The 26,387-nt window shown below is 60.4% G+C and carries 20 protein-coding genes and 3 pseudogenes; 10 read left to right on the top strand and 13 right to left on the bottom strand.

What is annotated here, in order from left to right:
- Positions 1–163: 163 nt before the first annotated feature.
- Positions 164–1,066 (bottom strand): homocysteine S-methyltransferase family protein, encoded by a 903-nt coding sequence (locus F0169_RS15175; protein ID WP_152746972.1) that lies wholly within the window; start codon positions 1,064–1,066, stop codon positions 164–166.
- 112 nt (positions 1,067–1,178) lie between these two features.
- On the opposite strand from F0169_RS15175, the pseudogene F0169_RS15180 reads away from it, so the two are divergent.
- The 3 genes and pseudogenes from F0169_RS15180 (at position 1,179) to F0169_RS15190 (ending at position 4,223) form a co-directional block, all read left to right on the top strand.
- Positions 1,179–1,999 (top strand): annotated as a pseudogene (locus F0169_RS15180) (ABC transporter substrate-binding protein).
- Entirely contained in the window at positions 1,996–2,826 is an 831-nt protein-coding gene (locus F0169_RS15185) for an amino acid ABC transporter permease (protein ID WP_058415764.1), read from the top strand. Before F0169_RS15180 ends, F0169_RS15185 begins: the two are co-directional and overlap by 4 nt.
- A 117-nt stretch (positions 2,827–2,943) precedes the next feature.
- Positions 2,944–4,223, top strand: a pseudogene (locus tag F0169_RS15190) (autotransporter outer membrane beta-barrel domain-containing protein).
- A gap of 126 nt (positions 4,224–4,349) precedes the next feature.
- Here F0169_RS15190 and oadA read toward each other — a convergent pair.
- Entirely contained in the window at positions 4,350–6,158 is a 1,809-nt protein-coding gene (gene oadA, locus F0169_RS15195; RefSeq protein ID WP_058415766.1) for a sodium-extruding oxaloacetate decarboxylase subunit alpha, read from the bottom strand.
- 102 nt (positions 6,159–6,260) lie between these two features.
- Positions 6,261–7,676, bottom strand: coding sequence for an acetyl-CoA carboxylase biotin carboxylase subunit (locus F0169_RS15200; RefSeq protein WP_058415767.1), 1,416 nt, complete (start codon positions 7,674–7,676; stop codon positions 6,261–6,263).
- 195 nt (positions 7,677–7,871) lie between these two features.
- On the opposite strand from F0169_RS15200, the gene F0169_RS15205 reads away from it, so the two are divergent.
- A complete protein-coding gene (locus F0169_RS15205) occupies positions 7,872–8,846 on the top strand; it encodes a LysR family transcriptional regulator (protein WP_058415768.1) in 975 nt (324 codons plus the stop codon).
- Here the strand turns inward: F0169_RS15205 and F0169_RS15210 are convergent.
- The 3 genes from F0169_RS15210 to F0169_RS15220 form a co-directional block, all read right to left on the bottom strand.
- Positions 8,776–8,970: a PA3496 family putative envelope integrity protein gene (locus F0169_RS15210; protein WP_082649111.1), complete on the bottom strand. Its 195-nt coding sequence runs from the start codon at positions 8,968–8,970 to the stop codon at positions 8,776–8,778. The genes F0169_RS15205 and F0169_RS15210 overlap by 71 nt on opposite strands.
- Before the next feature lie 213 nt (positions 8,971–9,183).
- Positions 9,184–10,050, bottom strand: a complete 867-nt coding sequence (gene hexR, locus F0169_RS15215; protein WP_010168370.1) for a transcriptional regulator HexR — start codon at positions 10,048–10,050, stop codon at positions 9,184–9,186.
- Between the two features lie 162 nt (positions 10,051–10,212).
- Entirely contained in the window at positions 10,213–13,086 is a 2,874-nt protein-coding gene (locus F0169_RS15220) for a putative bifunctional diguanylate cyclase/phosphodiesterase (RefSeq protein WP_152746973.1), read from the bottom strand.
- A 279-nt stretch (positions 13,087–13,365) separates the two neighbouring features.
- Between F0169_RS15220 and uvrD the strand changes: the two genes are divergently transcribed.
- The 3 genes from uvrD (at position 13,366) to F0169_RS15235 (ending at position 17,172) form a co-directional block, all read left to right on the top strand.
- Positions 13,366–15,549, top strand: a complete 2,184-nt coding sequence (uvrD, locus tag F0169_RS15225; protein WP_058415770.1) for a DNA helicase II — start codon at positions 13,366–13,368, stop codon at positions 15,547–15,549.
- A 211-nt stretch (positions 15,550–15,760) separates the two neighbouring features.
- A complete protein-coding gene (locus F0169_RS15230) occupies positions 15,761–16,630 on the top strand; it encodes a Tim44 domain-containing protein (RefSeq protein ID WP_058415771.1) in 870 nt (289 codons plus the stop codon).
- A 134-nt stretch (positions 16,631–16,764) separates the two neighbouring features.
- Positions 16,765–17,172 (top strand): SMI1/KNR4 family protein, encoded by a 408-nt coding sequence (locus F0169_RS15235; protein WP_017739032.1) that lies wholly within the window; start codon positions 16,765–16,767, stop codon positions 17,170–17,172.
- 58 nt (positions 17,173–17,230) lie between these two features.
- Here F0169_RS15235 and F0169_RS15240 read toward each other — a convergent pair.
- A pseudogene (locus F0169_RS15240) lies at positions 17,231–18,993 on the bottom strand (cation:proton antiporter).
- 292 nt (positions 18,994–19,285) lie between these two features.
- Between F0169_RS15240 and F0169_RS15245 the strand changes: the two are divergent.
- Entirely contained in the window at positions 19,286–19,771 is a 486-nt protein-coding gene (locus F0169_RS15245; RefSeq protein ID WP_043048172.1) for an acyl-CoA thioesterase, read from the top strand.
- 118 nt (positions 19,772–19,889) lie between these two features.
- Here F0169_RS15245 and pdxY read toward each other — a convergent pair whose 3' ends face one another.
- A complete protein-coding gene (pdxY, locus tag F0169_RS15250) occupies positions 19,890–20,762 on the bottom strand; it encodes a pyridoxal kinase PdxY (protein WP_152746974.1) in 873 nt (290 codons plus the stop codon).
- A gap of 117 nt (positions 20,763–20,879) precedes the next feature.
- Here pdxY and F0169_RS15255 point away from each other — a divergent pair, with 117 nt between their 5' ends.
- Positions 20,880–21,275, top strand: a complete 396-nt coding sequence (locus tag F0169_RS15255) for a DUF3301 domain-containing protein (protein WP_058415774.1) — start codon at positions 20,880–20,882, stop codon at positions 21,273–21,275.
- Here F0169_RS15255 and F0169_RS15260 read toward each other — a convergent pair.
- From F0169_RS15260 to dksA, 4 genes are read right to left on the bottom strand one after another with little or no spacing between them, the layout of a single operon-like run.
- Positions 21,269–22,231: a CobW family GTP-binding protein gene (locus F0169_RS15260; RefSeq protein ID WP_152746975.1), complete on the bottom strand. Its 963-nt coding sequence runs from the start codon at positions 22,229–22,231 to the stop codon at positions 21,269–21,271. The two genes, F0169_RS15255 and F0169_RS15260, sit on opposite strands and share 7 nt — an antisense overlap.
- A gap of 44 nt (positions 22,232–22,275) precedes the next feature.
- Positions 22,276–22,920 carry a DUF1826 domain-containing protein gene (locus tag F0169_RS15265; protein ID WP_152746976.1) on the bottom strand — a complete coding sequence of 215 codons (645 nt, stop codon included), beginning with the start codon at positions 22,918–22,920 and terminating at the stop codon, positions 22,276–22,278.
- Positions 22,920–24,128 (bottom strand): zinc metallochaperone GTPase ZigA, encoded by a 1,209-nt coding sequence (zigA, locus tag F0169_RS15270; protein ID WP_152746977.1) that lies wholly within the window; start codon positions 24,126–24,128, stop codon positions 22,920–22,922. Before zigA ends, F0169_RS15265 begins: the two co-directional genes overlap by 1 nt.
- A gap of 27 nt (positions 24,129–24,155) precedes the next feature.
- The gene (gene dksA / locus F0169_RS15275; protein ID WP_152746978.1) at positions 24,156–24,560 is read right to left on the bottom strand and encodes an RNA polymerase-binding protein DksA; all 405 of its coding nucleotides are present in this window, start codon (positions 24,558–24,560) and stop codon (positions 24,156–24,158) included.
- Positions 24,561–24,685: 125 nt separating this feature from the next.
- Here dksA and F0169_RS15280 point away from each other — a divergent pair, with 125 nt between their 5' ends.
- Positions 24,686–25,054: a glutamine synthetase gene (locus F0169_RS15280; RefSeq protein WP_099236613.1), complete on the top strand. Its 369-nt coding sequence runs from the start codon at positions 24,686–24,688 to the stop codon at positions 25,052–25,054.
- Here the strand turns inward: F0169_RS15280 and F0169_RS15285 are convergent.
- Complete coding sequence (locus F0169_RS15285) at positions 25,051–26,271, bottom strand: N-acetylmuramoyl-L-alanine amidase (RefSeq protein ID WP_058415780.1); 1,221 nt, start codon at positions 26,269–26,271, stop codon at positions 25,051–25,053. The two genes, F0169_RS15280 and F0169_RS15285, sit on opposite strands and share 4 nt — an antisense overlap.
- Positions 26,272–26,387 lie beyond the last annotated feature (116 nt).

The following is a 26,387-nucleotide window of genomic DNA, read 5'->3' on the forward strand; positions in this document are numbered from 1 at the left end:
CGGTGTGTCAGATAAGTTTTTTTCAACTACACACCGTATCGCGAGCAAGCCCGCTCCCACAGAAAGCAAATCTGCTGTGTATCCAAAACATGCTTTTGATCTTTGTGATCTTGATCTGAGAAGCGCCCGTTAAACCACGATGGCAGGCGCTCTCAGGATTGGCTCAACCCCCCAGCTTTTGCGCCAGCACTGCAATGTGCTCCGGCCCGATTCCGCAGCAACCGCCCAGATGGCTGGCACCGCGTGCCTGCCAATCAGCGGCCCAGTGCAGGTAGCCTGGCGGGTCGAGGTCGTCGCGCAAAGGGTCGAGGCCGTCGTTGGCAGTGGCCTCTTCAGGTTGCGGCGGGAACGCATTCGCGTAGGCGCCGATGTGAATCGTAACGCCCAGGCGTTCGAAGGTTTGGCGGGCCGCATCGATGGCGCTGCCAATCACTTCGGGTTGGCTGCAGTTGAACAACAACACTTGCACGCCCATCTGCGCAGCCGCTTCGGCCGCATCGGCCACCGGCTCGCCGGAGCGCAGGCGCGGCACCTCGTCGGTGTCTTCATCCTTCAAGGTAAATGACAGCCAGAACGGTTTGCCGTCTTGTGGCAAGCCCGCATGGATGGCTCGCGCCTCGACGATTGAACTCTGCGTTTCCGCCAGCCAAAGGTCCACATGCGGGGCCAGGCCTTGTACCAATGGCGTCAGCAGTTCAGTCACCCGCCCAGCCACAAACAAGTCGGGCCGGTAAGAGCCAAACAGCGGCGGCAACGAACCGGCTATGCGCACCGCTTTGCCTGAAGCCTGCACCGCACGCCGCGCCAATTCACCGGCCAGTGCGGCCAACGCCTGGCCCTCGGCGGCAAACCGCGCTTCGCCAATATGAAACGGCACGACGGCATAGCTGTTGCTGGTGATCACCGTGGCGCCGCTCTGAATATACGCCGCGTGCACCGCTTCTACCGCCTGTGGCGCTTCACTCAAGGCCAATGCTGACCACTCCGGCTGGCGGAATGGCGCGCCACGACGTTGCAGTTCACGGCCCATGCCGCCATCGAGAATTACTGTGGTTGCTGCGGCCATATGCTGTTTACTCATAAGCTTATGAAAATAACTCACTATGAGAGTCGTTCTTATAACTATTTAATACGTTCAATTCCGCTCATATCAACTGTTTTTTATAAAGGTGTCACCTGTGAAACTTAAACCGCTGCTGGCCTTGGGCCTGACGTTACTGGCTGCTTCCACCCAAGCCTTCGGCGGCGCAACACTCGACCGGGTTGAGCAAAAGAAAGAGTTGGTTGGCGTGCTGATGGAAAGCTACCCGCCGTTCTCGTTCCTTAACGAGCAGAACCAGCTCGACGGCTTTGACGTCGACGTGGCCAAGGCGGTCGCACAAAAACTGGGGGTGAAACTGCGCCTGGAAACACCGTCGTGGGACGTGATCGCCGCCGGCCGCTGGAGCGGGCGCTACGACATTTGCATCTGCTCGATGACGCCGAGCAAAGCGCGCGCCGAGGTGTTTGATTTCCCGGTGGAGTACTACGCCTCGCCTGCGGTGATCGTGGTCAATGCCAAGGATGACCGCATCCACAGCGCCAAGGACCTGAGCGGCAAAAAAGTCGGGCTCACCAGCGCATCCAGCTATGAAAGCTACCTGAACAAAAACCTGGTGATCGAAGGCGCCGAAGACACGCACCTGGAGTACCCGTTCGAAGACGTGCAAATCGCCCCGTATGACACCGATAACGTCGCCTTCCAGGACCTCGGGCTCGGCGCGGCGTGCGCCTGGACGCGATTTTGACCAACCTGGTGACCGCGCAACCGCGCCTGACTCAAGACCAGCGCTTCAAGCTTGCCGGCGAGCCGCTGTACTCCGAACCCAACTCGGTGGCCATCGAAAAAGGCGACCCGCAGTGGGACGCCAAAGTGCGTGAAGTGTTTGCCCAGCTCAAACAGGACGGCACCCTAAGCCTGCTCTCGCAAAAATGGATCGGCGCCGACATCAGCCAATGACAGCGTTCCCAACCCCTCCAAAGCCTGCCGTCAGCGATTCCCGTGTGAAGCGACTGTTCGGCTTTCGCACGCGGCTCTATCTCACTTGGGCCGCGTTGTTCTGCCTGTTCGCCAGCTTTTTCCTGAGCTTTGACCTGAAGTTTTCGATCATCCTCGACAAGCTACCGAACCTTGTGGGTGTGCACTTGGCGCCCAATGGCTTTTTGCAAGGCGCGGCACTCACCGTGTTTGTGTGCTTGTGCTCGATTGTGGTGTCGTCGGTACTCGGGTTTATCACCGCGTTGGGGCGCGTGTCGAAAAGCGCCGTGGCCTTTGGCATTGCCAGTTTTTACGCGTCATTCTTTCGTGGCACGCCGCTGCTGATCCAGATCCTGCTGATTTACCTCGGCCTGCCGCAACTGGGCCTGGTACCGGGCGCTATCGTCGCCGGGATCATTGCGCTGTCGCTGAACTACGGCGCTTACCTGAGCGAGATCTTCCGCGCCGGTATCCTCGGTGTGCCTCACGGCCAACGCGAAGCGGCGCTGGCACTCGGCATGCGCGACGGCGCGATTTTCTGGCACGTCACCCTGCCCCAAGCCATGCGCACCATCATCCCGCCCGCCACTAACCAGTTCATCTCGATGCTCAAAGACTCGTCGCTGATCTCGGTGATGGGCGTGTGGGAGGTGATGTTCCTGGCGCAATCGTATGGGCGTTCGAGCTATCGCTATATCGAGATGCTGACCACGGCGGCGATCATTTACTGGGTAATGTCGCTGGGCCTGGAGCTGATCCAGGCCCGCATGGAGCGCCATTACGGCAAAGGCTATGCACGGCGCGGGTGAGTTTTAATTCGCTCGGCACTAGAGACAACTCCTGCAGATCAGGGGTCGTTAGCCTGACAGTTAACGCCCCGCCACTTCGCTAAATTCCCGGCCTCAATTATCAGAGGTTGGGATTACATGCCCTTTACGGCCAAAAAACTCGCGCTCACCATTACCCTCATCGTTGGCGCTGCCAACGTTCAACTGGCACAGGCGCAAGGAGGCTCGCCCTTTCAGTTTGAACTGAACCTGCTCGACGACTATTGGAATCACACCGCGCCGGAGCCTGCCTCGAGTATTGAGGGCTACCTCACTCAACGGGCCACTACCCATAACGGCTTGCAAGTCGCCAAGGTTCTGGAACCGGCAGTGATTCGCCTGCTTGAGTCCGGCGAGCTGGATTCGGAAGAGGACAAAGCCCTCGAAACATTCGCTGAAACGCTGGAAGCGCAACCCGGCGGTATCGGCGCCGCCCTCGAACAATTAGCTGGCAGCCAACATGCCAACCTGGCTGCCGTGACCCAAACCACAACCCAGCAACTCGGCACTCAACTGCTCTCGACCCTGCGCACATTGCCCACCGACGACGCTGGCCGCTTCTGGGTGCAAGGCCTGGGCAACAAAGGTAGCCTGGACAAACAACGCGGCAGCACCGGTCTGAAATATGGCACCCAAGGCCTGCTGCTGGGTGCGACTGGTCGCTGGATCACGACTGGCGTCTGGGCGTGATGGGCGCAAAATCCACCAGCCAGCTGGATGCTCAACGCTTCGCCGCCGCGTTGGAAAGCTGGCACTTGGGCGGCTATGCCGTGCGTCAAGACGGCCCGCTGGCCGTGCGCCTGGGCGCGATTTATAGCCGCCATGCCGGGCAGAACAAACGCAGCATCAACCTGCTCGACCACAACCAGCAGCTCAAGAGCAGTTACGCCGCCCAAAGCCAAACCCTGTTTTCTGAACTGGGCTATCAACTGGGCAACGAGGACGTGCACGTAGAGCCCTTCGCCGGCCTCGGCTATCAGCGCTATCACCGCGACAGTTTCAAGGAAACCGGCGGCCTGGCCGCGCTGAATGTCGGCTCACAAACCCAACAAAACCTGAACAGCACCCTTGGCCTGCGGCTGGCCACGGTGTATCGGTTCGACGACCAGATGAGCCTCACACCTCACGTGAGCACGAGCTGGAAACACCTTTACGGCGAAGTTGGCAGCCAGGTGCGTCAATCGTTTCGCTATGCGCCGGGCCTCATCGACGGCTTCACCACACAGGGCACCTCGCTGGACCGCAACAGCCTGGACGTTCAAGCCGGCCTGGACCTCGCAGTGTCGGCGCAACACACGGTCGGCCTGACCTACAGTGCACAAGCCGGCAGCCAGAACCAAAGCCAGGGCCTGATGGGGCAGTGGCGGATGAGCTTTTAACTGAACGGCTGAGGGAAAGGTTCGCACTGCCCAAGGTGTATAAGCCGCCGCTGTCGCCTGAATTGCAGGCAAAAAAAGGGGGGCACCTGCCCCCCCGAGGATTAAGCGGTAGTTTCGAAGGCTGAATCAGCCTTCGATTTCAATCAGGATTTCGCCAGGGTTCACCCGATCGCCCTTGGCCACATGCACCACGGCAACCTTGCCGGCAATGGCTGCCTGCACTTCGGTTTCCATCTTCATCGCTTCGGTGATCAGCACCGCCTGGCCGGCCTTGACCACGTCGCCTGGCTTGACCAGCACATCGACGATATTGCCCGGCATCGCCGTGCTGACATGCCCAGGCTCGGTGGCGTGCTTGCGTTTGCTGCCACCGCTGCTGACAAACTGGTTAAGCGGTTCGAACACCACTTCTTCCGGCATGCCATCGATGGACAGGTAAAAGTGACGCTTGCCTTCAGCCTTCACGCCCACACCGGTGATGTCGACGCGGTAGCTTTCACCGTGCACGTCGATGACGAATTCGGTGGGCACACCTTCGCCACCGGCACTCGCCACGCCGCCCGCCTCAGGGATCGGCAACAGCACTTCAGGCGTCAGGGTGCCTGCATCGCGTTCTTCCAGGAACTTGCGGCCGATGTCCGGGAACATCGCGTAGGTCAGCACGTCTTCTTCGGACTTGGCCAACGCGCCGATTTCGCCGCGCAGCTTGGTCATTTCCGGCTTGAGCAAGTCGGCCGGGCGTACGTCGATCACCTCTTCGCTGCCGATGGCCTGGCGCCGCAGCTTCTCGTTCACGGTGCCCGGTGCCTTGCCGTAGCCGCCTTGCAGGTAAAGCTTCACTTCGTTGGTGATGGTCTTGTAGCGCTCGCCGGCCAGCACGTTGAAAAACGCCTGAGTGCCGACGATTTGCGACGTCGGCGTGACCAGCGGCGGGAAGCCGAGGTCTTCACGCACCCGCGGAATTTCCGCCAACACTTCGCTCATGCGGTTCAGTGCGCCCTGCTCTTTGAGCTGGTTGGCCAGGTTGGAAATCATCCCGCCCGGCACTTGGTTAACTTGCACACGGGTATCGACGGCGGTGAATTCGCTTTCGAACTGATGGTACTTCTTGCGCACGGCGTAGAAGTACAGGCCGATCTCTTGCAACAGTTGCAGGTCGAGGCCGGTGTCGAACTCGCTGCCTTTGAGCGCCGCGACCATCGATTCGGTGCCAGGGTGGCTGGTGCCCCAGGCGAAGCTGGAGATGGCCGTGTCGATGTGGTCGGCGCCGTTTTCGATGGCCTTGAGTTGGCACATCGCAGCCAAGCCGGCGGTGTCGTGCGAGTGAATAAAAATCGGCAGGCTCTGCTCGGCCTTGAGTGCCTTGACCAGTTCGCCGGTCGCGTACGGCGTCAACAGACCAGCCATGTCCTTGATGGCGACCGAGTCGCAACCCATGGCTTCCAACTGCTTGGCCTGGGCCACGAACGCCTCGACGGTGTGCACCGGGCTGGTCGTATAAGCGATCGTGCCCTGAGCATGTTTGCCCGCCGCTTTGACCGCTTCGATGGCCACGCGCAGGTTACGCACATCGTTCATCGCATCGAAGATGCGGAACACGTCGATACCATTTACGGCGGCCTTGGCGACGAAGGCTTTGACCACGTCGTCGCTGTAGTGGCGGTAGCCCAGCAGGTTCTGGCCGCGCAGCAGCATTTGCAGGCGCGTGTTAGGCAGCGCGGCGCGCAGTTGGCGCAGGCGCTCCCACGGGTCTTCCTTGAGGAAGCGCACGCAGGCGTCGAAGGTCGCGCCGCCCCAGACTTCCAGCGACCAGTAGCCAACCTTGTCGAGCTTGTCGCAGATCGGCAGCATGTCGTCGGTGCGCATGCGCGTGGCCAGCAACGATTGGTGAGCGTCGCGCAGGATCGTGTCAGTTACGTAGATCTTCTTAGTCATATTCGGATCTCCTCATAGCGGCAAGTTTCAAGCTACAAGCTGCAAGTAAAAGCTGATCCGCTTTAACTTGTTGCTTGCCGCTTGCAACTTGCAGCTGCATATTTATAGGCCCGCGTGGGCGGCGATGGCGGCGGCGATGGCCAGGGCCAGCTCTTCGGGTTTGCGCTTGATCGAGTAGTTGGTCAGCTCAGGGTGGCTTTCCACAAAGCTGGTATTGAACTGGCCGCTGCGGAATTCCGGGTTGCGCAGGATTTCCTGGTAATAGGCGGCGGTGGTCTTCACGCCTTGCAAACGCATGTCGTCCAAGGCACGCAGACCACGGTCCATGGCTTCTTCCCAGGTCAACGCCCACACCACCAGTTTCAGGCACATCGAGTCGTAGTACGGCGGGATGGTGTAGCCGGTGTAGATCGCCGTGTCGGTGCGCACGCCGGGGCCGCCGGGCGCGTAGTAACGGGTGATCTTGCCGAAGCTCGGCAGGAAGTTGTTCTTCGGGTCTTCCGCGTTGATACGGAACTGCAACGCGAAACCACGGTGCTGGATGTCTTCCTGTTTCACCGACAGCGGCAGGCCCGAGGCGATGCGGATCTGCTCGCGGACAATATCGATACCGGTGATTTCTTCGGTGATGGTGTGTTCCACCTGCACCCGCGTGTTCATCTCCATGAAGTACACCTCGCCCTCGGCGAGCAGGAACTCCACGGTGCCGGCATTCTCGTAGCCCACGGCCTTGGCCGCGCGCACCGACAGGTCGCCGATATAGGCGCGTTGTTCCGGGGTCAGTTGCGGGCTGGGGGCGATTTCGATGAGCTTTTGGTTACGCCGTTGAATCGAGCAATCGCGCTCGAACAAGTGCACCACGTTGCCAAAGCTGTCACCGAGGATCTGCGCCTCGATGTGCTTGGGGTTAACGATGCATTTTTCGAGGAACACTTCCGCCGAACCGAACGCCTTGGTGGCTTCGGAGATAACCCGCGGGAAGGCTTGTTCAAGTTCTTCGCGGCTGTTGCAACGGCGGATACCGCGACCGCCACCACCGGAAGTGGCCTTGAGCATCACCGGGTAACCAATGCGCTCGCCTTCGGTGAGGGCTTCGGCGATGTCGGCGACGTTGCCTTCGGTGCCCGGCGTTACCGGCACGCCGGCCTTGATCATGCTGCGGCGCGCTTCGGTTTTGTCGCCCATGCGGCGAATCACTTCGGCTGACGGGCCGATGAACTTGATCCCGCGTTCGGCGCAAATATCCGCCAGTTCGGCGTTTTCCGAGAGAAAACCGTAGCCGGGGTGCAGCGCATCACAACCCGTCTCTACCGCGAGGTTCACCAGCTTGCGCGGGTTCAGGTAACCGGCCAGGGGCTCGGCGCCAATGCTGTGGGCTTCATCGGCACGTTTAACGTGCAACGCGTGGCGGTCGGCGTCCGAGTAAACCGCGACCGAGCGAATGCCCATCTCGGCGCAGGCACGCACGATTCGTACGGCAATTTCACCCCGGTTGGCGATCAGGATCTTTTTTATCACTTGGAATTTCCCTTGAGCCGATTGCTGCGTTCTTCGACCCGTTGCAGCCGGGTCGGCGCGTGACCAAATGTTTCATGACAGTCGCAAGACACACACTATGCGCACTTGAGAATTAACAAAAATCAATAATAATTGGGTCATGCATAAGTAAAGACTTATAGTTGGCCGGACAGCCTGAGGCGAGAGCTTAAAAATATGCGTAAGTCATTGATGCGACTGACATTACGTCAATTGCAGATATTCCATGAAGTGTGTGATTTACGCTCGTACAGCCGCGCAGCCGAGGAAATGTCCCTCACCCAACCCGCCGTTAGCCTACAAATTCGTCAGTTGGAAGAGCTGATCGGCCAGCCGCTGTTCGATTACGTCGGCAAAAAGCTCTACATGACCGAGGCCGCCGAAGCGCTGCAACGCGCCAGCCGCGATATTTTCGGGCGCCTGGAAAACCTCGATATGCAGCTGTCGGACATGCAAGGCTCGTTGCAGGGCCAGCTGAAACTGGCGGTGGAATCCAGCGCCAAATACTTCGTGCCGCACCTGTTCGCCGCGTTCAAGCGCCAGCACCCCGAGGTGCAATTGCACCTCACGGTGGTTAATCGCGCGCAAGTGATTCGCAGGCTTTCGGACAACCGCGATGACTTGGTGATCATGTCCATGGTGCCCCAAGACATGGGCCTCGAATTCCTGCCGTTTCTTAACAACCCGATTGTCGCCGTGGCGCCACTCGACCATCCGCTGAGCCTGCAAGGGCCGCTGCGTTTGCAGGACCTGGAACCTTACACGCTGCTGATACGCGAACCGGGGTCCGGCACGCGGCTGGCCTGTGAGGAGTACTTCAAGGAGAAACGCGTGCACTTCACCCAGACGGTTGAAGTGGCCTCGGCCGAGGCACAGCGTGAATGTGTGAATGCGGGGTTGGGCGTGGCCTTGCTGACGCGCCACGCCGTCAACCTGGAGCTGGCCACCGGCGGGCTCAAGGAGTTGCCGGTGGAAGAACTGCCGCTGTATCGCAGCTGGTGCCTGGTGCAGGCCAAGGCCAAACGCCTGTCACCGGTGGCCCATGCCTTCCTGGGCTTTATCCGCAGCGAGCGGGTGCAGATCAGCGCGCTGGCTGAGCGCTTCGCTGGGCAGCCACGGGTGCCTGCCAGTGGAGTTCCGGGTAGTCGGTAATGCTCTGGAGCAATTGGCGCTGGTCGCAGCGGTCTTCGATTGCGCGACGGAACGCCATGCGGCGCTGGTCTTCCTGCTGACGACGGGTTTTGACGGTGCTGCTGTCTTCGTATTGACGGGCCATTTTGAGTCTCCCAATGCGAGTACGGGGAGTACAGAATGGGCGCGCTGGATGACGGTTTGGCGGCGCGCGGGTTACAGGACGATGAATCTTCTGGATAGGCAGAAAATTCAACTGTGGGAGGGGCTTGCTCCCGAGGGCGGTGCTTCAGTCAAATCATTTAGTGACTGGCACACTGCTATCGGGAGCAAGCCCCCTCCCACCATTGATCCTGAATCAGTCGTCGAGGGCTTTGACCGACTTGGGCGACAAGCGCAGGCTGCGCAAGCTGCGTTTCACGCTCTTGAGGTGGTTGACCAGGCTCGGCCCGCGCGCCATGGCCACGCCCATCGCCAGCACGTCAATTACCACCAGATGCGCGATACGCGAGGTCAGCGGCGTGTAGATTTCGGTGTCTTCGTGCACATCGATTGCCAGGTTGACCGTGGACAATTCCGCCAATGGCGTCTGGCTCGGGCACAGGGTAATCAACGTCGCGCCACTTTCACGCACCAGGTTGGCGGTGATCAGCAGGTCTTTGGAGCGGCCCGACTGGGAAATACAGATGGCCACGTCGGTCGGCTTCAAGGTAACGGCCGACATCGCCTGCATGTGCGGGTCACTGTAGGCCGCTGCCGTGAGCAGCAGGCGGAAGAATTTGTGCTGGGCATCGGCGGCGACGGCACCGGAAGCACCGAAGCCGTAAAACTCGACGCGCTGGGCTTGGGACATGGCCGTCACGGCCTTTTGCAGCTCGACCGGGTCGAGTTTTTCGCGCACTTCCATGAGGGTGTGCAAGGTGGTGTCGAAGATTTTCAGGCTGTAATCAGCGACGGAATCATCTTCATGGATCGCAAACTGCCCGAAGCTCGCACCCGCGGCCAGGCTTTGCGCCAGCTTGAGTTTCAAATCCTGGAACCCGGAGCAACCGATGGCGCGGCAGAAGCGCACGATGGTCGGCTCACTGATGCCCACGCTGTGGGCCAGGTCCGCCATGGAACTGTGCATCACGGCCGCAGGGTCAAGCAGCACGTGGTCGGCAACCTTGAGTTCCGATTTACGTAACAGGTGGCGTGACTGGGCGATATGTTGCAACAGGTTCAAAGGGCAGGACTCTTGTTATTGGCAGGCGCCAGGGATGTAGCAAGCTTGTAGTTATACTACAAGAATTAGCCTTTTGCCCGCCCGATGCATCACTAAATCGCCCTGCTGCCCTCTGATTCAAAGGGCGAAGGCTTTGTAGCCACCTGCGCTGCCCCGGCGTATCTAAGGAAAATCTGCATTTGTGCGTAACAACTCTGCCAGCGCATCGGCCTCCACCGGCCGACTGATCAGGTAGCCCTGCACTTCATCGCAGTGCTCGCCCCGCAGAAAATCCAACTGCTGCTGATCTTCCACGCCCTCAGCCACCACTTTGAGCGCCAGCCCATGGGCCATGGCGATGATCGCGCGGGTGATGGCCGCGTCCTCGCGACCCTGGCCCAGGCCGCGAATAAAGGTCTGGTCGATCTTCACGTAGTCCACCGGGATGCGCTTGAGGTAGCTGAGCGACGAATAGCCGGTACCAAAATCGTCAATCGCCAGTTTCACGCCCAAATCGCGCAATTGCTGGAAGGTCGCGATGATGTGCTCAACGCTGTCGAGCAGTTGGCTTTCAGTCAGCTCAAGCTCCAGGTATTGCGGGGCCAGGCCGGTTTCTTCGAGCACTTGGCGCACCAGGCTGACCAGCTTGCCCTGGCGCAACTGATGCACCGACAGGTTCACCGACACCCGAATCGGCGCCAGCCCCTGGCGCTGCCACTCGCACGCCTGCCAGCAGGCCTGGCGCAGCACAAGTTCGCCCAGCGGGACGATCAGGCCGGTTTCTTCGGCCAGGCCGATAAAGTCCCCCGGTGGCACCACGCCCCACTGTGGATGCTCCCAGCGGACCAATGCCTCGGCGGCGTTCAGCTTGCCGGTGGCCAGGCACAGTTTCGGCTGGTAGAACACGGTTAGCTGGCGCTCTTCGATAGCTTTGCGCAGGTGGTTTTCCAGCTGCAAACGCTCCAGCGTGCTGGCTTGCAGGCTGTCGGTGTAGAACTGGAAGTTATTCCCGCCCAGGTGCTTGGCGTGTTGCATGGCCATGTTCGACTGGCTGACCAGCGCAGAAATTTCCCGCGCGTTATCCGGCAACAGGCTGACGCCCATGGAGGCGCTGACCACTAATTCATGCCCTTCCACCGTCACCGGCACCCGCAGCTTGGCCAGCAGCCGTGTGGCCACGCGCGCCAGGCTCGACAAGTTGCCGTAGGCGTCGAACAGCACGGCAAACTCGTCGCCGGACAGCCGCGCGATGGTGTCGGCTTCGGGCAAGGCGTTGATCAAACGGCGCGCCATTTTCTGCAACAGTTGGTCGGCGACTTCATGGCCCAAGCTGTCGTTAAGCAGCTTGAAGCGGTCGAGGTTGATATGCAGCAGCGCCAGGCTGCGGCCGCCCTGGCGCACGCGTTGATGGGCTTCGCGCAGGCGTTCGCGAAACAACGAGCGGTTGGCCAGGCCGGTCAGTTCGTCATAGTGGGTGAGGTAGCGCATGCGTTCTTCAGATTCGCGCCGCGCCGACAGATCGGCGAAGAAGCCCACGATATGGCTGACATTTCCGCGCACATCGCGCACTACATTCAGCTGCAGCCATTGCGGGTACAACTCGCCGTTTTTGCGCGTTTCTACCAGTTCGCCCTGCCAGGTGCCGTGGCTGAGCAACGCTTGGCGAATCACCGGGAAATGGCGGCGAGCATCACGGCTGCTGGGCAATTCCACGACATTGCGCCCGAGCATGTCGTCGATGTTAAAACCGGTAACGCGGCTGAAGGCTTGGTTGACGGCGATCAGCGCGTAGTTCGGGTCGAGAATCACGATGCCTTCGCTGGCGGCCTCGAACACCGTCGAGGCCAGGCGCTGCTGTTCCTCCAAGGCCTTGCCGGCGCTGATGTCACGGCGCGTACCGAGCATGCGCGTCACGCGGCCGCCGGTTTCACGTTCCACAGCGCGGCCACGGTCTTCGACCCATACCCAATGGCCGTCGCCGTGGCGCACGCGGTACTCCACCAGATAGTCCTCGCTGTGGCCTTTTAAATGCGCCACCAGCGCGCGCTTGAGCAGCGGCACGTCGTCGGGGTGCAAGCGCGGCTTAAGGTCGCTGAGCATCCCCGTGACGTATTCGGGTTCCAGGCCAAACAGTTCTTTAATTTGGGTGTGGTGCACCGCGTCGGTTTGCAGGTTCCAGTCCCACAGCCCCAACTCGCTGGCCTGCAAGGCCATGGCCAGGCGCGCCTCGCTTTCGCTCAAGGCGAGGCTGGCGGCGTCCAGCTCTTGGCTGCGTTGCGCCACGCGGTCTTGCAGGCCGATTTGCGCCTCGCGCAGTTCCTGTTCGACTTGGCGACGCTGCTCGACCTCACGCACCAGCTCCTGATTCAACTGCTCGCTGCGCTGGTGCGCCTGCTGTAAATGCTCGATCAATGCCTGGTTCTGAAAACGTCGCAACAAGCCGCGCTGGATCAGCCGGTTGACCTGCCACGCCACCAAGCTCAGGGACCCCAGCAAAATCAAGCCGAGCACGCCCCAGCCTTGCTGCTGCGGGGCGCCATTCCAAAACAGGTAAACGATGGCCGGCACCAGGCACGGCAGGGCAAATGACAGGAATGCGGGCAGGCTCACGGCGTAGGCCACGCTGGCCGAGAGCGTTGCCGCGCCGATCAGCCCGAACACCCAAGCCTGTTGCGTAAAACTGTCCACCGGTACAAGCGCAATGGCCGCCGTGGCCAGGGTCAAGCCGCTGACCGCCGAGCCGAGCATGAACATCCGCCGCCAGATCGGTTGAGCCTGTCGGCTGGGCATCGCCGAATCAAACGCCGCCACCTGAATCACGCGCATGGCGACCAAAGCGAGCAGCCAGACCAACCAGATGCTGTCCAACAGGATCTGTCGGGGGCTCCAGAGCATCCAGGCGCAGACCAGGCCGTTCACCAACATTAACAAGGTCGGCAGCAATGAACCCTGATACAGCAGGCGCGTGCGTTCGACCGCCATTTCGGTTGCGAAGTGTTTACGGATAACCTGCGCCGGTGCCAGCGTGGGGCCGAACAGGTCAGGACTGAGGGTCATAGGCAGTGTTCTTATAATGGTGAGCCCGAAACGTCGACGGAGCATACACAAGCAAGCGCGTGGGCCAAACTGCTCCACGTCATAAAAACTGCCTGACAAACCAACGCAAACCTCCGGGCCAGAGGCCTTGAGCAAGCCCCTGCGCGGGCTGTGGGGCATGACCGACCGGTCATCACCCGCACTATAATGTTTCACCGGCCCGGTGCGCTGCTGCTGTTTTGCATCGACCACCCAGCATTGGGATTTGCCCCACTCCGCCGAGGGCCATAGAATGCGCTGATGCGCGATGACCTCTCCCTTTTGCTGAACTCTCTCAACGATGCCCAACGCCAGGCCGTCGCGGCCCCCGTTGGCCGTCAGTTGGTCCTGGCCGGTGCTGGCTCCGGTAAAACCCGAGTGTTGGTGCACCGTATCGCCTGGTTGATCCAGGTCGAAAACGCGTCCCCACATTCCATCCTGTCGGTGACCTTCACCAACAAGGCTGCTGCCGAGATGCGCCACCGCATCGAGCAGTTGATGGGCATCAGCCCGGCCGGCATGTGGGTCGGCACTTTCCACGGCCTGGCGCACCGCCTGTTGCGGGCGCATTGGCAGGAAGCGGGCTTGAGCCAAACCTTCCAGATTCTCGACAGCGACGACCAGCAACGCCTGGTCAAGCGCGTGATGCGCGAACTGGGCCTCGACGAACAGCGCTGGCCCGTCCGCCAGGCGCAGTGGTTTATCAACGGTCAGAAAGACGAAGGCCTGCGCCCGCAGCACATTCAGGCCAGCGGCGATTTGTTCCTGGCCACCATGCGCAGCATTTATGAAGCGTACGAAGCTGCCTGCGCGCGCGCCGGCGTTATCGACTTCTCCGAGCTGTTGCTGCGCGCCCTCGACCTGTGGCGCGACAACCCAGGCTTGTTGGCCCACTACCAAAAGCGCTTCCGGCATGTGCTGGTGGACGAGTTCCAGGACACCAACGCCGTGCAGTACGCATGGCTGCGCTTGCTCGCCAAAGGTGGCGACAGCCTGATGGTGGTGGGCGATGACGACCAGTCGATCTACGGCTGGCGTGGCGCGAAAATCGAGAACATCTACCAGTATTCCGAAGACTTCCCGGACGCGGTGACCATCCGCCTGGAGCAAAACTATCGCTCCACCGCCGGTATCCTCAAGGCCGCCAACGCCTTGATCGCCAACAACACCGGGCGCCTCGGCAAAGAGCTGTGGACCGACGGCGGCGAAGGCGAAGCGATCAACCTGTACGCCGCTTTCAACGAACACGATGAAGCGCGCTACGTAGTGGAAACCATCGAAAGCGCGCTGAAAACCGGCCTCGCGCGTAGCGATATCGCGATTTTGTACCGTTCCAACGCCCAATCGCGGGTCTTGGAAGAAGCCTTGCTGCGCGAACGCATCCCGTACCGCATCTATGGCGGCCAGCGCTTCTTCGAGCGTGCCGAAATCAAAAACGCCATGGCTTACCTACGCTTGCTGGAAGGCCGTGGCAACGATGCGGCGCTGGAACGTGTGATCAATATACCGACGCGTGGCATCGGCGAAAAAACCGTTGAGGCTATTCGCGACCACGCCCGCCACGCCGATGTGTCGATGTGGGAAGCGATGCGCTTGCTGATCGCCAATAAAGGCCTGACCGGCCGCGCCGCCGGTGCACTGGGTGTGTTTGTCGAGCTGATCGAGAATTTGGCCGCCAAGTGCATGGAAATGCCCCTGCACCTGATGACCCAAACCGTGATCGAGCAGTCGGGGCTGATTGCCTATCACGAAGCGGAAAAAGGCGAGAAAGGCCAGGCCCGGGTAGAAAACCTTGAGGAACTGGTTAGCGCCGCCCGCGCGTTCGAAAACACCGAGGACGATGAAGAGCTGACCCCGCTCGCCGCCTTCCTTGGCCATGCATCGCTGGAAGCCGGTGATACGCAAGCCGATGAGCATGAAGACAGCATCCAACTGATGACCTTGCACAGTGCCAAGGGCCTGGAGTTTCCGTACGTGTTCCTGGTGGGCATGGAAGAAGGCCTGTTCCCGCACAAGATGAGCCTGGAAGAACCCGGCCGCCTTGAAGAAGAAAGGCGCCTGGCCTACGTGGGCATCACCCGGGCCATGCAGAACCTGGTGATGACCTACGCCGAAACCCGACGCCTGTACGGCACTGAGACCTACAACAAAGTCTCGCGCTTCGTACGTGAAGTGCCGAAGGGGCTGATTCAGGAAGTGCGCCTGTCGAATAGCGTGAGCCGCCCGTTCGGCGGCGGCCAGCAGCAAAACTCCAGCAGCATGTTTGCCGGTTCCGAAATTCCGGAAACACCCTTCAGCCTTGGCCAATTGGTCAAACATTCGATCTTCGGCGAGGGCGTGATCCTCAACTTCGAAGGCGCCGGTGCCCAAGCGCGGGTGCAGGTGAATTTCGCCGAAGGCAGCAAGTGGCTGATGATGGGCTACGCGAAACTCGAAGCAGTCTGACCCCTTCCAACGGATCGTTCCTGCGCGGCGCGTGGGAATGATCCGCGGCCGCGGCCTTGTATTTCAGCAGTACGGGCCAATATCTGTAATTAGTCCTACAGATCATTCGGAATAGGTCCTACGCAAAAATCCGAAACACTCTGCCGCTAGCCAGTGTCTCTGCACCTGTGCAACATGGCGCGCGTGCAATCCACAAATGGGAATTCCCTTTATGAAACGTTTTCTTAGCATCGCCATGGCGTTGTGCATCGGCCTGACGATGAGCATCGACGCCAACGCCAAACGCTTCGGCGGCGGTAAAAGCATGGGCTCGGCACCGACCCATCAGACCAGCCAAATGGCGCCATCCGCCGGTGGCGCGGGCGGTGCAGCGGCGACTGCAGGCGCAGCCGGTGCTGCTGGCGCCGCTGCCAAGGCTGGCGGTGCTTCGCGCTGGTTAGGCCCGTTGGCCGGTATCGCCGCCGGTGGCCTGCTCGCTTCCATGTTTATGGGCGGCGGCTTCCAGGGCATGCAGATCTTCGACATCCTGATTCTGGCCGTCATCGGCTTTGTGATCTTCCGCTTTATCGCCGCCCGTCGACGCAAGCAGCAGGAGCACATGGCTCCAGCCGGCGCGCCGATGCAGCGTGAAGTGTTCGAGCAAAAGCCAGCCACAGGTTCGATCTTCGGTGGTTCGGCAGCACCTGCGGCGCGCCCGGTCATCAACGCACCGGCCTGGTTCAACGAAGAGCGTTTCATCGAAGCGGCCCGCAGCCACTTCCAGGCCCTGCAGCAACACTGGGACGCCAACGAGATGGATAAGATCTCCGAGTTCGTGACCCCACAACTGCTGGAGTTCCTCAAACGCGAACGTGCCGACCTGGGCGACGGTTTCCAGTCGACCTACATCGACGACCTGCGCGTGCAGTTGGAAGGTGTGGACGATCGCGCCGACAAGACCATCGCCACCCTGACGTTCAGCGGTGTGTCGAAGACTTCGCGCTTCGACCAGGGCGAAGTGTTCAGCGAAAGCTGGAACATGGAACGCGCCCAAGGCGACAACCAGCCGTGGCTGGTTGCCGGTATCCGCCAAAACGGCTGATAGCTGCGCGTTTGAGCACCTGCTAATAAAACCCTGGGCATAGCCCGGGGTTTTCTATTTCACGGTTGCACTTATAGCAAGCTACTGTATAAAGCGCCCCTATCACCGCGCCATTTAGCAAGAGGATCCCGGCCGTGGAAGAAATTATCGAACAATTGCGTGAAGCCAACGAACCGGTCCCGGTTCCTCTGGAACTGCCTGACGAAGACCAACTGGTGGAAATCGAAGAACAACTGTTCATCGACATCCCCTTTGTCTTCCGCGAATTCCTGCTCACCGTCAGCGACGTGGTGTACGGCAGCCTGGAGCCGGTGACCGTCACCGACCCGCAGTCCCACACCTACCTGCCGGACGTTGCCGCCAACGCCTGGGATGCCGGTGTTGACCGCAGCATGATCCCGATCTGCCAGGACGGCGATGACTACTACTGCGTCGAGGAGGACGGCACTGTGGTGTTGTGGTCCGGCGAAGAAGAACTCGTCACCGAAGAAACCTGGGAGTCGGTATGGCACTGGGCGCGGGACGTCTGGCTGGAAAGCTGATAGCCCAGGCCCATCTGTTTGGGTGACTGGGCTTGTGCTGACAACAAGCCCAGCGGCCTTAATGCTCCGGCGTGTCTTTGTGGTTATCGAGCGTCTCCAGCAAGGCGACCTGCATCCGCGTGTGGACGCGGATGAACCACCGCCAGAGCACGGCCGCCACCGCCGCCGTGACCACCGCGATCAGCACCAGCAACTTGTTGGTCGGCAAAATACTCGCCGACAAGGCTGCCAATAGCAGGAAAATCACCAACAGCGAAAGGATGGGGATCAGTCCGCGATGACCCGTCGCACCCGCTGGGTATGCCGCCCGGCCATCTCCGGCTTCACGCTCATCTCCGCCAGCAACATCGACAGCGCCTTGAGCTTGCGGTACGCCGCAATCAGAAACGGCAACGACAACAGCAACGCAGCGCCCCAGATCAACGCTTTTTGCCAGCTTGGATCACTGATCCAACCCTGCAAATACCCGCCGATGCGCGCCGCGAAAAAGCTGCCGGTGAAGAAAATCGCCACCACTAACGCCAGGTTTACCCCGACTTGCAGGATGATCTTGCGAATCAGCGACGCCAGCATCACGCCCTCGCCTTGCGGCTGAATGTTGCGTAGCCATTCGCCGTACATGCCAAACACGCGACTCATGCGCTTGGGCATCACTGCCGCAATCTTTAACGACAACGGGTCAGCCGCGCGGATCAGGTAGGGCGTCAGCAATGTGGTGATCACCGAGACCGCCACTGCCACCGGGTACAGGAAGTCGCTGGTCACCTGCAGGGTCACGCCCAGCGCGGCGATGATGAAGGAAAACTCGCCAATCTGTGACAGCCCCATGCCCACGCGCAGCGAGGTACGGCCATCATTGCCGGCGATAAACGCGCCAAGGCCGCAGGACAGCATCTTGCCCAGCACCACGGCGACGGTGATCACCGCGATCGGCCAAGCGTATTGCAGCAGGATTTGCGGATCGATCATCAGGCCGATGGCGACAAAAAATATCGCACTGAACATGTCGCGAACGGGCTCGATCAGGCGCTCGATCTTCACCAACTGGCGAGATTCGGCCATGATCGCGCCGATCAGGAACGCCCCCAGCACCATGCTGTATTCCAGCTTCACCACCAACAGGCAAAAGCCGAAACACAGGCCCAATACGGTGATCAGCAGCATCTCGTTGCTTTCGAACTTGGCCACGTACGCCAGCAGGCGCGGCACCAGCAAAATACCGATGACCAGCGCGACGATCATGAACAGTGAAAGTTTGCCGACGGTGGAGAACACCTCGCCAGAGCTGACCGTACCGCTGACCGCAATGCTCGACAACAAGGCGATGATGCCGATACCGAGGATGTCTTCAACAATCAGCACGCCGAAAATCAACTGGGCGAAACGCTGGTTTTTCATCTTCAGGTCATTCAGCGCTTTTACGATGATGGTGGTCGAGGAGATCGCCAAAATCGCGCCGAGGAACAGCGAGTCCATGGTGTTCCAGTCGAACCAGCGGCCGATTTCGTAGCCGATCCAGATCATCAGGATAATTTCCAGGAACGCCGCGATGAACGCGGTGGCGCCGACCTTGAACAGCTTGCGCAGGCTGAACTCCAGGCCGAGGCAGAACATCAGGAAGATCACCCCCAGCTCGGCGAGGGTCTTGATCGTGTCTTCGTCGTGAATCAGGCCAAACGGCGGCGTGTGAGGGCCGATGATGAACCCGGCGACGATATACCCCAGCACCACCGGCTGTTTGAGGCGGTGAAACAGGATGGTGACAACCCCTGCCACCAGCATGATCACGGCCAAGTCCTGGATAAAGCTGATGGCGTGCATGGCGACAGACTCCTTGAGGGTACCGGCGCTTTTCCCACTTCCGCCGCAGTGCCGAAAGGGCGCAAGAAGCGGAAGGAAAAGTCTGCCTTGATCGTAAGAAACGCCCTGAGTTGGGCTTTTGAAGGTTAACACCGCGACTTCCGGCAGAAAGCCGGTGCAATATATGGAAACAGATCGGTGCACGCGTGACGGCAAGCCGCCCACCGGCGTCCCGTTAGGGATAGCGCTGTAAAGATTCCAGCACCCGCAGAGGTGCCCTCCCCAAACGATGCCTACAACCCGTGAGTGTGCTATGGAACCCGGAAACGCCCAGCTGTCGATGACGGTATTGATGACCCCTGACATGGCCAACTTCTCAGGCAATGTTCACGGCGGCACGCTGCTCAAATACCTCGACGAAGTCGCCTACGCCTGCGCAAGCCGTTATGCCGGTCGTTATGTAGTCACATTGTCGGTAGACCAAGTGATTTTTCGCGAGCCGATCCATGTCGGTGAGTTGGTGACCTTCCTCGCCTCGGTCAACTACACCGGCAACACCTCGATGGAAGTGGGCATCAAGGTGGTGACCGAAAACATCCGCGAGCGCTCGGTTCGCCACACCAACAGCTGCTTTTTCACCATGGTGGCCGTAGACGATCAGCGCAAACCCGCCGCCGTACCGCCGCTGCAGCCACAGAACAGCGAAGACAAGCGCCGGTTCGTGCAAGCCCAGCAGCGTCGGCAGATTCGCCAAGAGTTGGAGAAGCGCTACCAGGAAATCAAAGACGAGGCGCCGTAAAGTCCAGGCTGAAAAGGCGTGTGGGATCGGGCTTGCTCGCGATAGCATCAACTCGGTCAGCCTGATGGACCGAGGTGCCTGCATCGCGAGCAAGCCCGCTCCCACAAGATCTGCGTAGCTACAAATCGATCGGCGTGGCTTCGAACCTTACGCGCGGATGGGCGATACGATCCTGCGCGCGCACCAGTTCCAGTTCGTAACTGGCGCAGGCTTGGGTTTCCAGCAGCACTTCATGCACCGCGGCGGCCGCGAACTCGAACGCCGCCAACAGGCTATCGCCCAGCAACACCCGCGCCAGGAACAAACCCGACGTAAGGTCGCCCACGCCCACCGGCTGACGCGGAAACGCCAGCAGCGGCCGACGCAAGTGCCAACTGCCATCGGCCGTCACCAGCAGCATCTCGAAACCGTCCGGCAACTTGCCCGGATAATCCAGGTGCTTGACCAGCACGGCTTTCGGCCCGCGCGCCAGCAAGGCTTTGGCCATGGCCAGGCAATCGAACAGCGATTGCGGCTTGCGCCCGGCAAAGCTGTCCAGCTCCAGCTGGTTGGGGCAAAGAAAATCCGCCATCGCCGCCGCTTCGTCCAGCAGAAAGTCGCTGACTTCCTGCGGCACGCTGCAGCCTTTTTCCGCATGGCCCATCACTGGGTCGCACAGGTACAGGGCTTTGGGGTTGATCGCTTTGATTCGCGCCACGCCGCTGAGGATCGCACGGCCTTGGGCCGCACTGCCGAGGTAACCGGACAGCACCGCATCGCAGTTGCCCAGCTCGCCAATCGCGGCAATCCCTTCTACCAACGCCGGAATTTGCTGCGGCGCCAACACTTCTCCCGCCCACTGACCATACTGTGTGTGATTGGAGAACTGCACCGTGTTCAGTGGCCAGACGTTCACCCCAACCCGTTGCATGGGGAACACGGCGGCACTGTTTCCGGCGTGGCCAAAAACCACATGAGACTGGATCGCAAGCAGGTGAGGTGTGCGTTTCATGCTGGATATTTCCGTAAAGCCGTTGAAATTCTGGCCGCGCAGTATGCGACTAAACGCAGCCTGTACGACAGACCGGCGACACAGTTAAGCTGCTCTCACTTTGTTGGAGTTCATCGCATGCTGACCCTGGGAAACATCTTTGTGTTGATGCTGCTGGCGACCGCCGCCGCCTGGGTGTGGCACAACCACGGCCTGCGCGAACGGGCGCTGGAGCGGGTCAAGCAGCATTGCGCCAAGCTCGACATCGAATTGCTCGACGGCGCGGTGGCGTTGAAGCGTATCGGCGTGGTGAAGGATGCCAATGGTCGGCGGCGCCTGGCGCGCATCTATAACTTTGAGTTCACCGTGACCGGGGAAACCCGGCACCCGGGCACCATCACCCAATTTGGCGCCCACAGCGCGCAGATCGAACTGGCGCCCTACCCGTTCGAAATCAAAACGCCGCTGCCCAGTGCCGAAGTGATCGAGCTAAGCCAGTGGCGCCAGGACCACGCCAGCAAAACGCGTCACTGACGGCACGCTGCGAGCGCGCTCTGCAGTGCACCTGCGTCGTGCGGCTGGCTGAAAATCAGTTCGATGCGTGAGTCGCGGCGCCACTCGCTGGGTTGCCAGACGAGTGAACTGTTATCCACAGCGTTGGCAGAAACCCAGCCGTCGCGGCTGTGGATAACCAGTTTGGCGCGGCGCCACGCAAGGCTTGTCAGCCAATCATGCAAGCGTTGAGTGTCGAATTGCTGGCTCGGGTGCCAGCGCCAACCCACGCTCCAACCGCCCTCTTGAGCCTGGCTGAGGCAGATGGGCAGTGTGGGATCACGCCAAAGGGCGGGCATTTGGGCTATCGAGTCGGGTAGTGTGAAGTTATCCACAGCCGCGCCAGCTTTGGCATTCAAACCCGGTAACCGCGCCAATGGTAAATGCGCCTGGCGGGTCCAGTAACGCGGGCAATTGGGTAATTGCCGTTCGACCGCGTGGCGCTGCGCGGTATCCAGCGCTTCATCCTTGTTCAAAACCAGCAACCCGGCGCTGGCCAGCGTCTCGCGTTGTGCCTCCGGCAGCGGTTTGCCCGCCGCCAGCGCCTGCGCATCCAACACCAGCACGCACGGTTGCACCGCCAGCACGTTTTGCCACGGCGCCTCGCGCAATTGCTTGAGCAACTGCGCCGGGTGGCCCAGGCCCGAGGGCTCGATAAACAGCCTGTCTGGCTTGGCCTTACGCAGCAGGCGGCCCAAACCGACCTGGAACGGTGCACCATTCACACAGCACAAGCAGCCACCGGCCACTTCGCCCAAGGCAATACCGTCGTCGTCCTGGGTGAGCAAGGCCGCGTCCAGGCCGATCTGCCCGAACTCATTGATCAGTACCGCCCAGCGCTCGTTGGCCGGGCGTTGTGCGAGCAGGTGTTTGATCAGGCTGGTCTTGCCGGCACCCAAAGGCCCGGCAATCACATGAGTGGGAATATTCTGCAGCATGAGGGGCATCATTCAGACCGTGTAGATGGCTTGATCCTACAAGGTTATGCGAGCCAATCCAGCGTCAGGATCAACCGTCGCTCGTCGACCTTAAGCGCTGGCGAGCGATGGATCAGGCCGTGGCCTTCGTTGCCATGCCACTGGGTGCCTTTGAGCAAGGCCACTTCGCCGCAGTGAATTTGCTCGATGCGCTCGCTGGGTTCAGCGTCCGGCTGGCCAAGCTGGCGGCGGTCCATCACGCCTTCGCGCAGCCACTGGCTACCGATACCGGCATAGGTGGTGATCAGCCGCACCGGCACATGGTCGACGTGAAAACGCGGGCACATGGCCTTGTCCAGCAGGCGCAGACGCACGCCAATACGCTGTGCGCCGAGTAAACACGCAAACGCGCTGATCAGCCATGCCACATCGGCGATAAAGCCTTCGTAGCCTTCAAGGTCGCGGCAACTGGCTGCAAAACCTTGCAAGTCAGGCACCGCGTTCTCGTTAGCCAGCTCAATCACCAAGGATTCGGCGACCGGCTCATTCAGCGCTATGAGTAAGGCGCCGAATTCGGCGATGTGCAGCGGCAATTGGCGCTGCCACAGCGCCAGGTTCACGCCGTCTTCGAGGATACCCGACAGCGCCAGCGGGGTTTCACCGCGGGCCTGGCGTATCACTGGGCGCAGGGGGATGACCGGTGCGAGCATCAGGCGGCCACCTCGTCATGCCACGGGCCGAAAGGGTCAGCCAGCAAGCGCCAACCCTCGACGCCCAAGGCCATTTCTTCATCGTTAAGCAAGCAGGCTTCCAGCTCGGCCCGCATCTTCTCAAAATCGATGTTTTGCCCAATAAACACCAGTTCCTGGCGGCAATCGCCGGTGCTCAGTTGCCAGTTGCCCATGATCGCCGCCACGCTTTCTTCGTCTTGGGGCCATTGGCTTTTTGGCACAAAACGCCACCAGCGCCCGGCAAAGCCGTGGCGCATCAGGCCACCGGCCTGCGACCAACTGCCCGCGTCCTGGTGCTTGCTGGCCAGCCAGAAAAAACCCTTGGAGCGCAGCAATTTGCCGTTAACCCACGGGCGGTCGATAAAGTCGTAGAAGCGTTGTGGATGAAACGGGCGGCGCGCGCGGTAAGCCGTGGAGGCGATGCCGTATTCTTCGGTTTCCGGCACATGCTCGCCACGCAGCTCCTGCAACCAGCCCGGCGCCTCGGCCGCGCGTTCGAAGTCGAAAAGGCCAGTATTTAGGATCTTGTTCAACGGCACTTCACCCATGACCATCGGGATGATTTGCGCACGGGCATTAAGGCGCTTGAGGATCGCCATCAGTTCTTCGCGCTCATGGCTGCTGATCAGGTCGATCTTGCTGATCAGGATCACGTCGGCAAATTCGATCTGCTCGATCAGCAAGTCGGTGATCGAGCGCTCATCTTCTTCGCCCAGGGTTTCACCGCGTGAGGCCAGGCTTTCGGCGGCCTGGTAGTCGAGCAAGAAATTCATGCCGTCGACCACGGTAACCATGGTGTCGAGGCGCGCGACGTCCGCCAGGCTTTGCTCGTTTTCATCGCGAAAGGTAAAGGTTTCGGCGACTGGCAACGGTTCGGATATGCCGGTGGATTCGATCAACAGGTAATCGAACCGACCTTCCCTGGCGAGTTTTCCGACCTCTTCCAGCAAGTCTTCACGCAAGGTGCAGCAGATGCAGCCGTTGCTCATCTCCACCAGTTTTTCTTCGGCGCGGTTGAGCGTGACGTCGCGCTGCACTTCGCTGCCGTCGATGTTGATTTCGCTCATGTCGTTGACGATCACCGCCACGCGCAGGTTCTCGCGGTTGCGCAGGACGTAGTTGAGCAGCGTGCTTTTGCCGGCGCCGAGAAAGCCGGACAACACGGTAACGGGGAGACGGTTGGGCATCAGGTATTCCTCATCAGGGGTGGCCGGTCAAATCGCCCGTCGGTGGCGTTCGCGCAGCTCTTCACGTTCTTTGGCTTCAATACACAGGGTCGCGGTGGGCCGTAGCAGCAGGCGTGGCAGGCCAATCGGCTCGCCGGTTTCACGGCACCAGCCGTACTCACCGCGCGCCAGCAACTCCAGCGCATCGTCGATCTTGTCCAACAGCTTCTTTTCCCGCTCCAGCAAGCGCAGTTGCCATTGGCGCTGTTCTTCGGCGCTGCCCACATCGGCCAGGTCGCTGTTGGTTTCCTGTTCACGCAGCACCAGAAATTCGGACTCGATGCGCGCTTGCAGCGCATAGCGCTGGGCCAGCAGCAACCTGCGGAAGAAGCCTTGCTGGGCTTCATTCATGTAGTCGGCGGCGGGTTGGGCCAGCAGGTCTTGTTCGGTCATGGCGGCGGTCACGGGTCAGGCTGTTTTTTTAATGTTATAGTATAACAATACAAATAAGCCAATCCCCCTTGCTCGTCACGACGAAGGGCGCAATGCTGGAAGACTTTCCGGCCCCGAGAAGCCTTATGAAATACCTGTTGTGCGCGCTGCTATTGGCAGTAGCAGGACCGGCCTGCGCCCAAGCCCCAAGCCTGTTGGCTAACTGCACGCGCAGCGCCAACCTGCTGGCGTGTGTCGACCCATTGGGCAATGCCTACAGCGTGGCAACTGTCGGCAGCACCACGTACTTGCGCGGTTTCGAGGTACTCGGCAAACGCTACTGGGCGCAGACCAACAGCCGCTACGGGCAACTGACGTTCTTTACCGGGTTGGCGTCGGATGGTGAGGCGTGGGTCGGCTACACGCGCCGGGTGGGCTGGACCACCATTAACCGGTTTTCCAGCTCCGGTGGTGCCAGCGCCAAATTCACCTGCAGCCGCGTGACCGGCTGTTAGACCTGGCCGTTCTTCTGCTCCTGAACCCAGGCCATGTAGCTGTTCATCGGCGGGTTCTTCTGGAAGTAGTTTTTCAAGCCTTCGAAAAGGCCATCCGCCACCGCTTGTTGATGACGCGCGGTCACCAGCCGCTGAGCGTCCTGGGTATTGGAGATAAACCCGGTCTCCACCAGAATCGACGGCACGTCCGGTGATTTGAGTACCGCAAAACCTGCCTGCTCCACGCGTTTCTGGTGCAGCGTGGTGATGCTTTGCAGGCTGCCCAATACCGAGCTGCCCAGTTGTAGGCTGGAGGCGATTGTCGCGTTCATCGACATGTCGAGAATCACCCCGGCCAGCATCGGGTCCTTGTCTTTCAGATTGAGCAAAGTGGTGGCGCCCAGCAGGTCGGCGCCGTTTTCACGCTGCGCCATAAAACGCGCGGTGGCAGAGGTTGCGCCGCCTTCCGACAGCGCAAACACCGACGCCCCGGAGGCCGTGAGGCGTGGCGCCGCATCGGCGTGCACCGAGATAAACATATCCGCCTTGTGCTGGCGGGCGATGTCTACGCGTTTGCGCAGCGGCACAAAAAAGTCGTCATTGCGCACCAGTTTCACGTCAAAGCCCTTCTCGCGCTTCAAGCGTTTGGCCAACAACTGGGCGATGGACAACACCACATCTTTCTCACGCTGGCCCTTCGAACCAATAGCGCCCGGGTCTTTGCCGCCATGGCCGGGGTCGACCACGACGATGATGTCGCGCTTGGGGTGCGCCCTGTCCACCGCCGCCGCCGGCGCAACCACGGGCGCCATTTGCGCAGCGATTTGACGCGGCGCCTGGGTGGCGCCGGTCAGGTCGAGTACCAGGCGATGACCCTGGCCATCCTGCGGCGGCAACAAGAAGCTGTTGAGCTGCATCGGCGTGGCCAGGTCCAGCACGATGCGCGTATCGGCCTTGCCGAAATGCCCCGACCGAATCGAGGTAATCCCACTGTTCTTCAACGCCAACTGCGAGAAGTCACCACTGAGCCCGGCGCCGCTGAGGTCGATGATCAAGCGATCCGGTGAGGTCAGCGAAAAAGTCTTGTACTGCACCGGGCCGCTGAGGTCGAACACCAGCCGCAATTTGTCGTCGGAGCGCCACAAGCGGGCATTGCGAACCTGCGTCGCGTAAGCGCCCAAAGGCAAGGTGAACAGAGGGCTGACCAGCAGCAGGTTAAGGAGCTGACGTCTATGCATGACAGATACCGCGAATAAAGGAGCGTCCCTGCTCGACATGACTGAAGAAAGACGGGCGCAGAAAAATCATCGTCGACTCAATAGTTATAATATAACATGTCTTTTTATTTCCAAGA

This window comes from Pseudomonas kitaguniensis (genome assembly GCF_009296165.1).
In the GTDB taxonomy this organism is placed as follows: Bacteria; Pseudomonadota; Gammaproteobacteria; order Pseudomonadales; family Pseudomonadaceae; genus Aquipseudomonas; species Aquipseudomonas kitaguniensis.